Raw genomic sequence first — 14,139 nt, forward strand, 5'->3', positions numbered from 1 at the left:
ATGTCGCGCGAAAGGGCCCCGGAAGAGGCAGCAATATTGATATGGGCGCGGGTCATCATGGGCGCGACTATACAAGTGTTTGGCCCGATGAAAAGCCTCAAAATGTGCCGTTTTTTGCCTTACGAAAGCGCCGTGATCACGCCCCGTAGCTCTGCCAACCCGCGCAGCCGTCCGATAAGCGGATAGCCTGCTTGTGTGCCCAGACCTGCATCCATCAGCAAATCATGCCCATGGTCGGGCCGGAATGGGATGGATTTTCCGTCGCGGCTTTCGGCCTCGAGCAGTTCATCGATCACGGCGACCATATCGGTGTCGCCTGTCAGATGGGCGTCTTCCTGGAATGACCCGTCCGGGTCTTTGCGCACATTGCGCAGATGGGCGAAATGGATCCGATCCCCGAAGCTCCGGGCGATTTCGGGCACATCATTCGCCGGGTTCGCCCCGAGCGAGCCCGAACACAGCGTCAGCCCGTTTTCGGGGGCGTCATAGGCCTTCATGATCCAATCAATGTCTTCCCCGTTTGAGACGATCCGCGGCAACCCAAGAATATCGCGCGGTGGATCGTCGGGATGAACGCAGAAATTCATACCCAGTTCTTGGGCGGTGGGCATCACCTCATCAAGGAATCGTTTGTAGTTTTGACGCAGATCATTGCGGCCGATCCCTGCGTAGCTTTTCAAGACTTCGCGCAATTCAGGGATCGTATAGCGGTCAAACGCCCCGGGCAGCCCGGCCATGATCGCGTTCAGCAATGTGGCGCGCGCGGCCTCATCGCTTTGCTCATACCAGGTTGTTGCTGCGGCGATAACCGCGGGGTCGTAATCATCATGGGCGGCTTCACGGCCCAGCATGTGGATTTCAAAAGCAGCCATTTTGGGCGCTGAAAAGCGCAGGCAAGTGCCGCCGCGCGGCACGGGCGCCGCCAGATCGGTGCGGGTCCAATCCAGCAGTGGCATGAAGTTATAGCAGATCGTCTTTAGCCCGGCAGCGGCCAGATTGACCATCGATTGTCTGTAGTTTTCAAAAAACGGGGTCAGGTCACCCTCGCCTTTCTTGATCGCTTCGTGGATCGGCAGGCTTTCGACAACGTCCCAGGTGAAATCTGCCGCTTCGATCATATCTTTGCGTTCGGTGATGGCCTCAGCCGTCCAGACCTCACCATAGGGGATATCATGCAAGGCTGTGACAATCCCCTCAGCGCCGGTTTGGGCGATTTGGGGCAGGGTGATTGCATCCTTTGGGCCGAACCAGCGCCAGGTCTCTTTCATGATTTGTCCCTTATTGAATCATGTATCCAAGGCCAGCGGCACCAAAGCGCCTTTCTGGCCAATGACCTGCCCTGCCACAGTGGCAGCCAGGCGAATGGCGTCCTGCATTGACCCGGTCTGTGCCAGTCCAACAAGAAAGCCTGCATTAAAGCTATCCCCGGCCGAGGTTGTATCGACAATCCGTTCGGCCACAGGCGGTTTGACAAAGCCGGTCTGCCCATCTTTGCTATAGTGCACTTCGCCCGCCCCGTCCTTGACCACAACCACCGAGGCGCCGGTGTCCAGATAACGGTCGCGGGTTGCAAAGATGTCAGCATCGCCGAAATGCGCGGCCTCATCGTCATAAGAGGGCAGCACGATATCGCTGGCGGCGGCGGCCTGCATGACGGTTTGTGTCATCTCTTCTGCGTTCGCCCAAAGCCGGGGGCGCAGATTGCTGTCGAACACGATGGTCTTGCCCGCCTCGCGCGCGCCTTTGATCACGCCAAGCAATTTGGCCCGCCCTGCGGCGTCCAGAATGGCCATGGTGATCCCGGAAAAATAGATGATATCGGCGTCTTCTGTTGCGGCAATCAGCGCGGTTTCGTCATCTGCCAGTTGCCGCGCGGCGGAATGATCGCGCCAGTAGGAAAAGCTACGCTCACCATCTTGTACGCTGATCAGATACAGCCCGGCCCCGCGGGTTTTGCTGCGTTGCATATGGGCCGTGTCGATCCCGGCATCGTCCATCATATGAACCAGCTGGTCCGAGACGTCATCCATCCCAACCCGGCTGACATAACGTGTCGCCCATTCCGGCGCGAGAGTCTTCACATACCAGGCCGTATTGAACGTATCCCCCGCAAAACCCATCTGAAATTGCCCGGGCTTATCGGCTGGGGCCATTTCAACCATACATTCCCCGATTGACACAAACCTAAATTTGTTTGGGCTGCTGTTGGACGGATTAGATATGTTTGCAAAGAGCGACATGGCGAAAGAGGCTTCCTTTTTGCGAACTGGTATACTATCATACCAGTTAATGAAAGTCCCCTAAAACCCCGGTGGAAGAGTTAGTGGATGCGGCTACATATACCGTCATCCCCTTGCTCAGATGCGGGGTTTCAACATGTCAGAAGGAGTGCTCTCGATGACCGATTTTCCTGTGGTGCGTCCGGGCGAGAACGTTACGCGTCAGGTGCTGGCCGATCATCCCAATCTTATGGTTGTTGCGTTTGGTTTTGAAAGCGAAGGTGCCGAAGGCGCTTTGCATCATCATCCGCATGTCCAATCGACATTTGTCGAAAGCGGTCGTTTCCGGTTCACCATCGATGATGAAGTGACCGAGGTCGGCCCCGGCGATAGTTTTGTGATCCCGTCAAATGCCGTGCATGGCTGCGTCTGCCTTGAGCCAGGCCGCCTGATTGACTGCTTCACACCGCGCCGCGACGATTTTCTTTAAATGTAAATGGGGGGAGACAAACCAATGACGCTAAAGACTGAACAGCGCTACGCCATCGATCCGGTCACAACCAAAGCGCTTGATACCGAAGGCCTGCGGGCGCATTTTCACAAAGACGGATTGTTTGCCGACGGCGAAATCAATCTGCTTTACACCCATTATGATCGCTTTATCCTTGGCTCTGCCGTGCCTGCCGGTGCGGATCTTACCCTGGATCATATGGCCGAAACAGGCACCTCAAATTTTCTGGACCGCCGCGAGATGGGCGTTCTGAATATTGGAGAAACCGGGACTGTTACCGTTGCGGGTGAAACCCACACGATTGAAAATGGCGAGTTGCTTTATATTGGCATGGGTGCAGGGCCGGTGACATTCTCGGGTGCGGGCCGCTATTATATCACGTCTGCGCCAGCACATCGCACCTGCCCGACCAAATTGATCAAGCTGTCTGATGCCCGCCGCATCGAAATGGGAAGCCGCGAAACGGCGAATGAGCGTGTGATCATCCAGTTCCTGCATCCTGATGTCTGCGACAGCTGCCAGTTGTTGATGGGGTATACCCAGTTCCAGCCTGGCAGTGTGTGGAACACCATGCCGGCCCACACCCATGATCGCCGGATGGAGGCGTATCTTTACTTTGATGTGCCAGAGGATGCGCGCGTGTTTCATTTTATGGGCCAGCCGGATCAAACCCGCCATATCATCATGGGCAATGAAGAAGCCGTTGTTTCGCCCCCATGGTCGATCCATTGCGGTGCGGGAACGGCCTCTTACACGTTCTGCTGGGCGATGGCCGGTGACAATGTCGATTTCACCGATATGGATATGGTTGCCATGGATGAATTGCGGTGAGCCCGTTTTCGCTTGCGGGACAAACCGCGCTTGTGACCGGTGCCAATACGGGCATCGGGCAGGCCATCGCGGTGGCGATGGGCCGCGCCGGTGCGCATGTCATTTGCGCGGGCCGCTCATCTTGTGATGAAACGACAGGGTTGATCGACAAGGCCGAGGCCCTAAAGCTCGATTTTGCAGATCCGATGGCTGCGGAAGATGTCTTTGCGGGTCGGCAGATTGATATTCTGGTCAATAACGCGGGCATTATCCGCCGTGATGATAGCGTCGATTTTTCCCAGGCTGACTGGGATGACGTGATGGATGTCAATCTGAAAGCGGTGTTTTTTACCTGTCAGGCCTTTGCCAAAGCGGCACTGCCGCGCGGACACGGCAAGATTATCAATATCGCCTCGCTCTTGTCATTTCAGGGCGGTATTCGCGTTCCAAGCTATACCGCCTCCAAACATGGCGTGGCTGGGCTGACCAAGATCATGGCCAATGAATGGGCCGCCAAAGGCATCAACGTGAATGCCATCGCGCCAGGGTATATTGAGACGAATAATACCGAAGCGCTGCGCGCCGATGCTGACCGGAACAAGGCGATCCTTGACCGAATTCCAGCCGGGCGCTGGGGCAAAGCGGATGACATCGCCGAGACGGCTGTGTTTTTGGCCGCACCTGCATCAAACTATATCCACGGTGCTGTGCTGAATGTGGATGGGGGCTGGCTGGCGCGTTAAGCCGGGTCGTCGGTCCCGAGAAACCCGCCTGATTGGTGTTTCCAATAACTTGCATACAAGCCGCCCTGTGCAAGCAGGGTGGCGTGGTTGCCTTGCTCAACGATCCGGCCTCTATCCAGCACGATGATCCGGTCCATCTGCGCGATGGTGGAAAGACGGTGGGCTATGGCAATGACGGTTTTGTCGCGCATCACATCGCCTAGTGTCGCCTGAATTTCTGCCTCAACCTCACTATCGAGCGCGCTGGTGGCTTCATCCAGAATCAGGATGGGCGCGTCCTTCAAAATGACCCGTGCCAGCGCGATCCGTTGCCGTTGGCCACCTGATAGCTTCACACCGCGTTCACCGACATGCGCAGCATAGCCTTGCCGCCCGGCCTGATCCTGCAGCTGCGTAATAAAATCATGTGCTGCGGCTTCCCGTGCCGCCGCTTCCATTTTTTGTTGGCTGATATCAGGCGCCCCCAGGGCGATATTATCCCCGACTGATCGGTTCAGCAGCGCCGCTTGTTGGCTGACCATGCCGATGGCGCTGCGCAGACTGTCTTGGTCCACATCCCGGATATTTTGCCCGTCGATCAGGATCTCGCCACTTTCGGCGTCGAAAAAGCGCAGGATCAGATTGACCAAAGTGGACTTGCCCGCGCCAGATTGCCCGACCAGACCAACCTTTTCCCCCGGGGAAATCTGCAAATCAACGCCATCCACCCCGCCCAGTTGCCCACCATAGAGATGGGTCAGGTTCGTCATCGTGATTGCCCCGCCTTTGATGACAAGGTCGGGTGCATCCGGTTGGGATGGGATCGCAAGCGGTTGTGACAGGGTTTTGAGCCCCTCGCGCATGCTGCCAATCCCCAGAAAGATCGACCAGATCGCGTCCAACATCCATTCGGCTAGGCTTGTTACCCGAAAGGTCAATGCGATGGCAGAACTGACAATACCGATACTGGCCGCACCAGAGGACCACAGCCAAATGCCATAGCCGATGAAACAAACCATGATGAACCCTTCGAGTGTCACGATCGCCGTGCGGATCGTCACCCCCAATTGCCTGGCTTTGAAAAGGGTCTCGCGGGTGGTTTCCAGCGCGTCTAGATGATCTTGCTCAATCGCATCCTTGCGGGCAAACAGCTTGAGCGTATCGAAGTTTGAAAAGCTGTCGACGACCTTCCCGACAAGGGCTGATTTTGAACCCTGAAAGCGTTCTTGCGCCGCGATCATGCGGGGGATCATCCAGCGCATGATCGCCGCATAGCCAAGCATCCACAACAAGATAGGCAGTGCGAGCCGTGGGTCAGTGCCGGCCATAAGGATGACGATACCGACCATATAGACCAGCCCGAATGCCACGGTGTTCAACGTGTTGAACACAACACTCGCGGTGTAATTGCCCATCTCGATCAGCCGGATCGATGTCCGTCCCGCCAGATCGTTTTGAAACCAGCCCACCGATTGTGCGGCAAGGTGTCCATGCGCCCGCCAACGCACGAGATTGGCGATATTACAATCCAGCCCAATGTCATTAAATATGTGCCGCGCCATACGCAGTATGGGCCGCAATACCAAGACCGCAATTGCAGCCCCGAGTAGTGTCAGCCCATGTTCTTGCCAAATTTGATCTGGAGATGTGTCAGCCAACATATCGATCAGCTGACCTGCGAAACTGATCAACCAGACTTCGATTGATGCAGTCAGTATTGTTGCGATCAGACTGAGGCTAAGTACCCAACGCAGCGGCCGCAGATGCATGCGCATATATGGCCAGACGCGTTTGGGAGGGGTGTGAAGCGTCGCCGCTTCTTGGTACGGATCGACCAAATGTAGGCCGGCGCGTGTTACTTTTTCAAACCAGCGCGCCATGCCTACCTCTTTTGTATCAGACCATCATTGGCATTAGCTAAAGAGCATACCGCCATTGATGTCGACATTGGTGCCTGTGATGAAGGCACTGTCGTCGCAAGCCAGGAACAAGACCAGGTTTGCCACATCTTCTGGCAGACCTTGGCGTTTCACAGGCGCGTTCGCTTCATATCCACGTCGTGCTGCGTCGGGTGTGTGGATGTTGTGGAAATCGGTGTCGATCATGCCAGGGCACAGGCCGTTGACGCGTACATCTGGGCCCAGTTCTTTGGCCAGACCACGTGTCATGGTCATCACCGCACCTTTGGACGCCGCATAGGCTACCGAGCCGGGGCCGCCGCCGTCACGTGCCGCTTGGCTGGCCAGGTTGACGATTGTGCCGGTTTTCATATGCGGGCCAACGGCCTTGATCATCAGGAATGTGCTTGTCACGTTCAGCGACATCACATTGTTCCAATGCTCAAGCGACATTTCCGCAAATGTTTTCCGCGCGATCAGGCCGCCAGAGTTATTGACCAGCACGTCAACGCTGCCGAACTCTTCGACCGTTTTGCCCACCAGCGCATCAACACCTTCCTGGGTGTTCAGATCGCCCTGAAGGGCAAATGCTTTGCCGCCAGCGGCTTTGATTTCTTCCACGGTCGCATCTGCACCTGCACTACTGGCAAAGTAGTTGATTGCGATATTCGCACCTTCTGCAGCCAGCTTCAGCGCGACTGCCCGGCCGATATCACGGCCACCGCCAGTAATAATGGCCGTTTTGCCTTGGAGTTTCATGAGTAGTCCTTCCTTTTGCGAGAGGGCGCCCTATGCGCCGACATCGAATGTTTTCGGGACAACGACCTTAAAGCTCTGGTCGTTGGCATCGGTGAAGTAAAGATCGCAGTCATAGCCCTGGTCATCGAGGAAACTGAAGACACGGCGGGGCGCTGACAGCGGGTATGGAACAAGCAGCGTTGCGATCCGGTGCCGGATTGCTTTGGGGAAGGTCGCGTGCAGGCAGGTGCTGACGGGCAGGCCTTCGATTTCGCTGGGGTCCACGTCCGGAAAACCGGTGTGTTGTGACAGTGTCGGGTTGCCCGCTTCGGACCATAGGAATTGCCCGTAGAAACCGGCCCGTTCGCCAGAATACCGGAACGTTGTATCGCCCAGTGTCATCGGCGCATTTGCGTGCAGCAGCCAGTCGATCTCAACGGGTTCATCCGCATCGATGGCGTCCACGATGACAAAATAGCTGTTGGCGACAAAATAGACATCACGCAGCACCGAGCTGACCTGTGGCGACAAGGTTTGATAGGCCGCTGTCGCATCCCCCTGGATGAAAATATGATCGCCCCGGTCTTCGGCGACGTTGATTTTCCCGGTCGAGCTCATGGCTTGGACCTTGTCCTTGCCCGAATACTGCCCTTCGCCGTTGATCAGGATACCGTTCTTGGACACCGTCTTGCGGCGCCAGTTCTGGTGCATGGTTGAGTTGAAGGCGACATAATGCCCTGACTGGATCGCCAGATCTTCGCCAAAGGCGGCCAGGCAGATCGCATTCTGGTCCCCATGGCTGTGGCTGATTGACCCGTAGGGCGAGGATTTCATCACGAATTGGATGTGGTTATCCGGATCCTGCATCCGGTGTTGGATGGCCGTCCAGCCGATCCCTTTGAACCAGCGCAATTGGTCGTCATCCGATGGCGGCACGGCCTCGATGATCGGGAAATCGGTCTGATAGGCCAGTTCGTCAAAGTTAAAGTCCCACCAGCCCCAGTTATAGAACGCCATCTCGGTGCCCGGGTTGGTCCGTTTGATTTCCTCAAAATACCATTGATAGGCCCCGTTGCCTGTCACACCTGCGTATTGACGCAAGTTGTATCCGATCTTTACGGAGGGCAGATCACCCATCGTGCTGTCATCCCCAAAGGTCGCGCGCCGTGTGTCGGGGGATTTAGTGTAAAGCGGGAAGTCACCGGTTTTCTGAAAGAATGGCCGATCGTAAAGGTTGATGCCCGTGTAGGATTTCAGCAGGTTCGCCGCATCGATCAGATAGGCCATGCCTGTCATCCAATAGTGCGGACCTTCGGCCCAGCCGCCATCGGCATCGCCCCAGGGCGAATAGACCGTGAACAGGAATTCGATGGAGTAATGCAGCCAGTCTTCGGCTTCTTCCGCATCATCCAACAGCGCAATTGAGGCCGGGATCAGCACCGCAGAAACTGCCCGCACAGCATGGCTGTCGAAGGGGAACAGGTGGATATTGGCGTGCTTGATCAGGTGATCTGCCGTTTCGCGGGTCCGTGCCAAAAGGGCGGCGCGGACGGTAACACGCTCTTCTTCGGATAGTTGGTCATGCAGCCAGTCATACCCCCATGCCAAAGCCACATTGACCCGGAATGCCCATTCATCGGTATAGCTGCGTGATGTCGTGCCGGTTGGGTTCCAGGCGGCCGCGCTGAGCAGCCATTCTTTGGCCCGTGCCAACATGGCAGCGTCTTCGGTGACTTGCCCGCCAATGGCGAGGTGCCGGATGGCGTAAAGCAGTTCCTGACAATCGATATAGGTCTGCCGCCAGATCGGGGCCACACGTTGGTGGTTGGGATAGCCGGCAGGTTCGGGCATAATATCCCGGTCCATCCAGGGCAAAACGGACTTTTCAAAGAAGTTTGACCAAGTGCAATGGTCAGGGTTCTTGGCGACTTCCTTTTTGAAACCGACAAGGCGCTCTGGTGTCATCCAAAGCCGCGGATGCGCCCGTGTTGCGTCTTTCAGCCGCGCCTGGCGCCCGGCGAGCGGTGTTTGGGGCAGGTCTTCGGCAAGCGAGAACGTGCGGTCCGCGCTCCAATTACTGATGGCTTCGCCTGTTGCCGGATCGCAAACGGCGTAGGACCAATGGTATTGGCCAGCCGCAAGCGCAGTGTCGGGCGTAAAGAAATTAAGCGGCAGGTTGGTGAATGTCTGTGTCGACTTCGCCGGATAGGCCGGATCGGTGGAAATACGCAGCGTATAGCGTGCCTCGTCTTCGATGACGGGCAACCAGCTGAAACGCGGCGGATTTTCGGCAAGCTGTGTGTTTTCGTCGGGCCCGTATTGGATGGTCAAACGCCCAGTTTTGGGTTCATCAAGGACAATTTGGGCGTGGCCGGACATCGGTTGGTCTTTCTAATTGAGGTCTGAGAAAAGGCGGGAAGAGCAGCGTGAGCACCGCTCTTCCCAGGGAGGTTAGGGTCGATCAGCCACCGTATTGGCGTTGATAGGCTGAATTCATGACAGCGATCAGATCCTGGTAGCCCATGTTGTCGAGAGTCTCGATATAGGCGTCCCAGTCTTCCATCACGTCGCCATTGCCCAAGATCCAGCCTTGCTGGCGTTCGAGCATGTAGTCACGGATCGATGGGAAGGTGCGGTCATAAACACGCTGTTCGTCGGCTGTAAATGCAACGCCCAGGAACTGGTCGATCAGATAGTCACCTTCGTCATAAAGCGCGATGCCTTCCAGGGCGAACTCATTCGACCATTGCTTTTCATACTCGTAGTCTTGGAAGTAGCCACGGGCCTGAAGCTGCGATCCAACAGCATAAAGCTGGTTGTTCACAGGCTCACCATTGGTCAAGAATTCTTCGGTGAACTGCGGCGCGCCATCAACCATTGTATATTGCTCGCCTTCAACACCGAAGTTTGCAAGGCGGCGGCCTTCTTCGGTGAACCAGAAGTCGAAATACTTGATGGTTTCAACGGGATGCTCGTTCGAGATACCGATTGCCCATCCGTCAGGTTTGATCGGAATGCGGCGATGCTCTTCCATGCGGACGCCGGATACGGATGCTGGTGGGGCGAATGCCTTAAAAGCGAACCCATCAATCCGATCAGCCAAAGACGTGTTGTAGCCAGCGGTTGATGCGAACCAGTCATGGGTCATACCGCCAAGGTTTTCAGACAGCAGATATTCGCGTGCAGATGAGCCGCGGGTAAAGACCTCTGCATCAATAAGACCTTCTTCATACCACCGCGCCAGTCCGGCAATCCCATCGCGATAGCCTTCGCCTGCATAGGGGTGCTTTACTTCACCATCATCAACGTAGAAGTCGTGATAAGTGTCGGAACCAGACGAACGTCCGTCCCACAATGTGACCAAACGGATCAGCTCTGGCCATTGACGGGCAAAGTAAGGCACTTCGTCAGCGACACCGTTGCCGTTTGGATCGTCGTTTTTGAAGGCGCGCAGCACTTCTTCGACTTCTTCGACGGTCTCAGGAACTTCCAGACCTAGCGCATCCAGCCAGTCATAGCGGATAAAGTAAGCCCGGCCATATTTACCGTCTGGCAGATATGGGATGTAGTACATGTTGCCGTCGGCAGCTGAAATCGCGCTGGCGATCTCTGGACGCGCGTCGAAATAGGCCTTCATGTTTGGTGCGTGCTCTTCGATCAGATCGTTAAGCGGGTAGAATGCACCTTCTGGACCGTACTGGTTGACGAAGTCTTTCAGACGGCTGGAGCCAACGATATCTGGGATCGCACCGGCGGCCAGCATCAGGTTCAGCGCTTCGGTCCGGCCTGTGTTTTCCGACGTGCGCATGTTTGCACCCACGGTATCGTCGATCAGGTGGATATTGGTCAGCTTGCGTGCTGCCTGCTCGACCGGCCAGTCTTCGTTATATGTTGGATAACGTGCGTGGTTCATCTGGATCGTCAGTTCCAGAGGCTCGTCAACGATCAGCAGGTGACCATCGGCGAAAGCCGGTGAAGTCATCGCTGTCGTCGCAAGGATTGCAGACGTTATGGATAGTTTGCGCATGGTTTCCTCCCTATATGCGTTCGGTTTTTATTCTTTCACTCCGCCCAGAAGGATACCCTTTTCAAAGTACTTCTGGATGAATGGGTAGATAATCAGTACCGGAATAATTGAGCAAACAATAATCGCCGCAGAGACTGTTTCGAACGAATAGCTGGCATTCAGCTGCGTGGCTGTGAACTCAGGATCATCAGACAGGGTCGCGATTGTGTGACGCAGATAGACCTGAAGCGGGATCTTGTTTTCGTCTTGCAGTAGAACCATGGCCCAGAAGAAGCCGTTCCAACGGGCAACCATACAGAACAGGGCAACTGTTGCGATGGCTGGCTTGGCCAGTGGGACATACACTTTCCACAGAACCTGGAAATCATTGGCCCCGTCCATACGGGCCGCTTCCTCAAAGGAATCCGGGACACCTTCAAAGAAGTTGCGCAGCAGGATCAGGTTAAACCCGTTAACCGCAAAACCAATGATGATCCCAAAATAGCTGTCCAGCAGCCCAAGATCACGCATGTTCAGGAAGAATGGGATCAAGCCAGCGTTGAACCACATGGTGAAGGCCACCATCAGGTTCCAGAACCGGCGCCCGAATAGTTGCGGGCGCGACAGGGCATAGGCACCCGGGATCAAAAAGGCGAGCGATACCAGTGTCCCGCCGATCGTGTAGATGAAGGTGTTCCCGTAGCTGATCCAGAATTTTGAGTCGCCAAGGATATACCGGTAAGCCTCAACCGTGGTTTCAACCGGTGTCAGCACCACTGTACCAGCCGTTGCCGCAAAGCCCGAGCTGAGCGAGATCGCCGTGATATAGATGAACGGGTATAGCGTGGAGAGCGTGAAAATCCCAATCAGCACCATGTTGATGATGACGAAGGTTTTGTCGCCACGCGAATAAAGGTTCATATTTGCCATCAGCCTGGTCCCCCTACCACAATGATGTGCGCGAGAAGCGCTTGCTGATTGCGTTTGCGCTCATCACCAGGACGAATGCGACGACGGCGTTGAACAGGCCGGCTGCTGCGGCGAAATCGTATTGTCCGCTTTGCAGGCCCTGCCGATAGATGAAGGTGTTCACAACATCGGCCGTTTCATAGGTGGCAGGCTGATAGAGCACGATGATCATCTCAAACGACACTTCCAGCATGTTCCCGATCCGGATGATCAGCATGATGATGATCGTCGGCAGGATAGACGGCAGCGTGATCTTCCACATCATCTGCCAGCGGCTGGCACCATCGACCACGGCGCTTTCATAAAGCGTCGGGGACACACCGGCGATCGCCGCAAGATAAACGATGGATTGGAAGCCCGCCTCTTGCCAGATGGTTGTCCCGATAAAGATCGGGCGGAACCATTCGGGCCGCGTCAGGAAGTAGATCGGGTCAGCCCCGAACCAGCCCAAGACGGTATTCACGATCCCCACCGAAGGCGAGAAGGTTGTGATGACGATACCGGCGATGATCACAGATGAAATGAAGTGTGGCAGATACACGATGGTCTGTGCCGTCCTTTTGAAGGACTGGTTCAGCACTTCATTGAACATCAGTGCCAGCAGGATCGGCACCGGAAAGCCGATTAAGAGGCTGTAAAGACTGATGTAAATCGTGTTGCGTAAGGCGCGGAGGAACTGTTCGTTCCCGCCGGTCCAGAATGGATCGTCGGTGCCCAATGCGCTCCAATCAAATCCAAGCAGATTTTCAAAATGCTCAAGCCCGATCCACGGGCTGTTCGCGATGCCGCGAAAGATGCTGTAATCCTTGAACGCGATCTGAAGCCCGTACATGGGCTTGTAGAGGAATACGATCAGCCAAACGATGGTCGGCAGCAACATGGCGTAGAGCCGCCATTCGTTGCGCAGGTGGTCTTTGATCTTGGTCGCGCGGCTACGCTGCGCGAACTGCGATTTTGCGGGCGCGGTGCCGCTTTGGGTCTGCGCCATGGTCATGCTGCGCGCGTCTGCCCGGAAAGGGCGACCCCTGTGTCGGCGTCAAAGACTTTGATCAGGTCAGGCGCTGCCGTGAAACCGTTCACCGCATTCAGCATTTCCATATTACCCAGCGTTTCCGTACGGATGACGAATGGCTCGCCGCCAATGGACACGTGCAGCAGCGCCTCGGAGCCGAGTGTTTCCACCAGATCCAATTCGCATGACACAGAACCCGGTGCGGGCTCGGTCAGGATTTGCGCGTATTCCGGGCGAATGCCGACAATCACCGGACGCCCGACGGCGTTTTGCAAGCCGGGCAGCGCAGGCAAAGCCAAGCGGCCGCCAGAAAACTCGGCCACCGGACCGTCTGCGCCACTTGCGATTGTAGCTTTGATCTGGTTCATCGGCGGCGCACCAAGGAAGCCAGCAACAAACGCGTTGGCCGGGTTCAGGAACAGTTCCATCGGCGTGCCGATCTGTTCAATGCGCCCGTCATTCATCACTACGATCCGGTCGGCCAAGGTCATCGCCTCAACCTGGTCATGGGTCACATAGATGCTGGTCGCGCCAAGCCGTTTATGTAGTCTTTTGATCTCTGCACGCATTTGAGTACGCAGTTTCGCGTCCAAATTTGACAGCGGCTCATCAAATAGAAATACTTTTGGACGCCGAACAATGGCGCGGCCCATCGCAACCCGCTGGCGCTGACCGCCGGACAAATCTGCGGGACGACGCTCCATGTAGTCGGTCAGACCAAGGATGTTACCAACTTCTTCGATGGAGGATGCGATTGTATCAGCGCCCTCTTTGCGAATCCGCAGACCAAAGGCGATGTTATCGGCGACGTTGAGGTGTGGATAAAGCGCATAGTTCTGAAACACCATCGCAACATCACGGTCTTTCGGAGCGACGCGGTTCATCACGCGCCCATCGATGGTCAGTTGACCGTCCGAAATTTCTTCCAGCCCGGCGATCATTCGCAGGGTCGTGGATTTGCCGCAGCCCGAAGGCCCGACCAATACGACGAATTCTTTTTCTTCGACCTTAAGATCGATTCCATGAACGACTTGCAACGCCCCATAGGCCTTGACGATGCTTTCCAACTCTACGCCAGACATGGTTCCTCCCCTGATGCGCTTTTGCGCGGTCCCACTATTTTCATGCCCGACCGTTTGAGATTCGCCGGATTTCCAGCTGGTATACCAGTGGGCTAACTAGAATACTAGTATTGATTTAATCCTAGTAATCGTTTCAAATAGGTCGAACAATACAAAGGGTTAATAAGATGAT

12 protein-coding genes are annotated in these 14,139 nt (G+C 55.8%); 3 read left to right on the top strand and 9 right to left on the bottom strand.

All coding sequences use genetic code 11. The annotated features are described in order from the left end of the window. Positions 1–119: 119 nt before the first annotated feature. The gene (uxuA, locus tag AABB29_RS08965; protein WP_341367249.1) at positions 120–1,268 is read right to left on the bottom strand and encodes a mannonate dehydratase; all 1,149 of its coding nucleotides are present in this window, start codon (positions 1,266–1,268) and stop codon (positions 120–122) included. Between the two features lie 18 nt (positions 1,269–1,286). After that, on the bottom strand, positions 1,287–2,240 hold the full coding sequence (locus AABB29_RS08970) for a sugar kinase (protein ID WP_341367248.1): 954 nt from the start codon (positions 2,238–2,240) through the stop codon (positions 1,287–1,289). Between the two features lie 157 nt (positions 2,241–2,397). Between AABB29_RS08970 and AABB29_RS08975 the strand changes: the two genes are divergently transcribed. The 3 genes from AABB29_RS08975 to kduD are packed head-to-tail and all read left to right on the top strand — an operon-like array spanning position 2,398 to position 4,283. Beyond that, positions 2,398–2,709 carry a cupin domain-containing protein gene (locus AABB29_RS08975; RefSeq protein WP_341367247.1) on the top strand — a complete coding sequence of 104 codons (312 nt, stop codon included), beginning with the start codon at positions 2,398–2,400 and terminating at the stop codon, positions 2,707–2,709. Positions 2,710–2,733: 24 nt separating this feature from the next. Next, a complete protein-coding gene (kduI, locus tag AABB29_RS08980) occupies positions 2,734–3,561 on the top strand; it encodes a 5-dehydro-4-deoxy-D-glucuronate isomerase (RefSeq protein WP_341367246.1) in 828 nt (275 codons plus the stop codon). Then, complete coding sequence (gene kduD / locus AABB29_RS08985; RefSeq protein WP_341367245.1) at positions 3,558–4,283, top strand: 2-dehydro-3-deoxy-D-gluconate 5-dehydrogenase KduD; 726 nt, start codon at positions 3,558–3,560, stop codon at positions 4,281–4,283. Before kduI ends, kduD begins: the two co-directional genes overlap by 4 nt. On the opposite strand, the gene AABB29_RS08990 is transcribed toward kduD, so the two are convergent. From AABB29_RS08990 to AABB29_RS09020, 7 genes are all read right to left on the bottom strand, one after another. Further along, positions 4,280–6,142, bottom strand: a complete 1,863-nt coding sequence (locus AABB29_RS08990; RefSeq protein WP_341367244.1) for an ABC transporter ATP-binding protein — start codon at positions 6,140–6,142, stop codon at positions 4,280–4,282. The genes kduD and AABB29_RS08990 overlap by 4 nt on opposite strands. A gap of 33 nt (positions 6,143–6,175) precedes the next feature. Beyond that, complete coding sequence (locus tag AABB29_RS08995; protein ID WP_341367243.1) at positions 6,176–6,919, bottom strand: 3-oxoacyl-ACP reductase family protein; 744 nt, start codon at positions 6,917–6,919, stop codon at positions 6,176–6,178. Positions 6,920–6,949: 30 nt separating this feature from the next. Continuing rightward, on the bottom strand, positions 6,950–9,277 hold the full coding sequence (locus tag AABB29_RS09000) for a DUF4962 domain-containing protein (RefSeq protein WP_341367242.1): 2,328 nt from the start codon (positions 9,275–9,277) through the stop codon (positions 6,950–6,952). Between the two features lie 82 nt (positions 9,278–9,359). After that, the gene (locus AABB29_RS09005) at positions 9,360–10,925 is read right to left on the bottom strand and encodes a sugar ABC transporter permease (protein WP_341367241.1); all 1,566 of its coding nucleotides are present in this window, start codon (positions 10,923–10,925) and stop codon (positions 9,360–9,362) included. A 27-nt stretch (positions 10,926–10,952) separates the two neighbouring features. Continuing rightward, positions 10,953–11,834: a carbohydrate ABC transporter permease gene (locus AABB29_RS09010; protein ID WP_341367240.1), complete on the bottom strand. Its 882-nt coding sequence runs from the start codon at positions 11,832–11,834 to the stop codon at positions 10,953–10,955. Positions 11,835–11,847: 13 nt separating this feature from the next. Next, on the bottom strand, positions 11,848–12,861 hold the full coding sequence (locus AABB29_RS09015; protein ID WP_341367239.1) for an ABC transporter permease subunit: 1,014 nt from the start codon (positions 12,859–12,861) through the stop codon (positions 11,848–11,850). A gap of 2 nt (positions 12,862–12,863) precedes the next feature. Next, a complete protein-coding gene (locus tag AABB29_RS09020) occupies positions 12,864–13,967 on the bottom strand; it encodes a sn-glycerol-3-phosphate ABC transporter ATP-binding protein UgpC (protein WP_341367238.1) in 1,104 nt (367 codons plus the stop codon). Between the last annotated feature and the right edge of the window lie 172 nt (positions 13,968–14,139).

It is taken from the genome of Yoonia sp. BS5-3, from assembly GCF_038069655.2.
Lineage (GTDB): Bacteria > Pseudomonadota > Alphaproteobacteria > Rhodobacterales > Rhodobacteraceae > Yoonia > Yoonia phaeophyticola.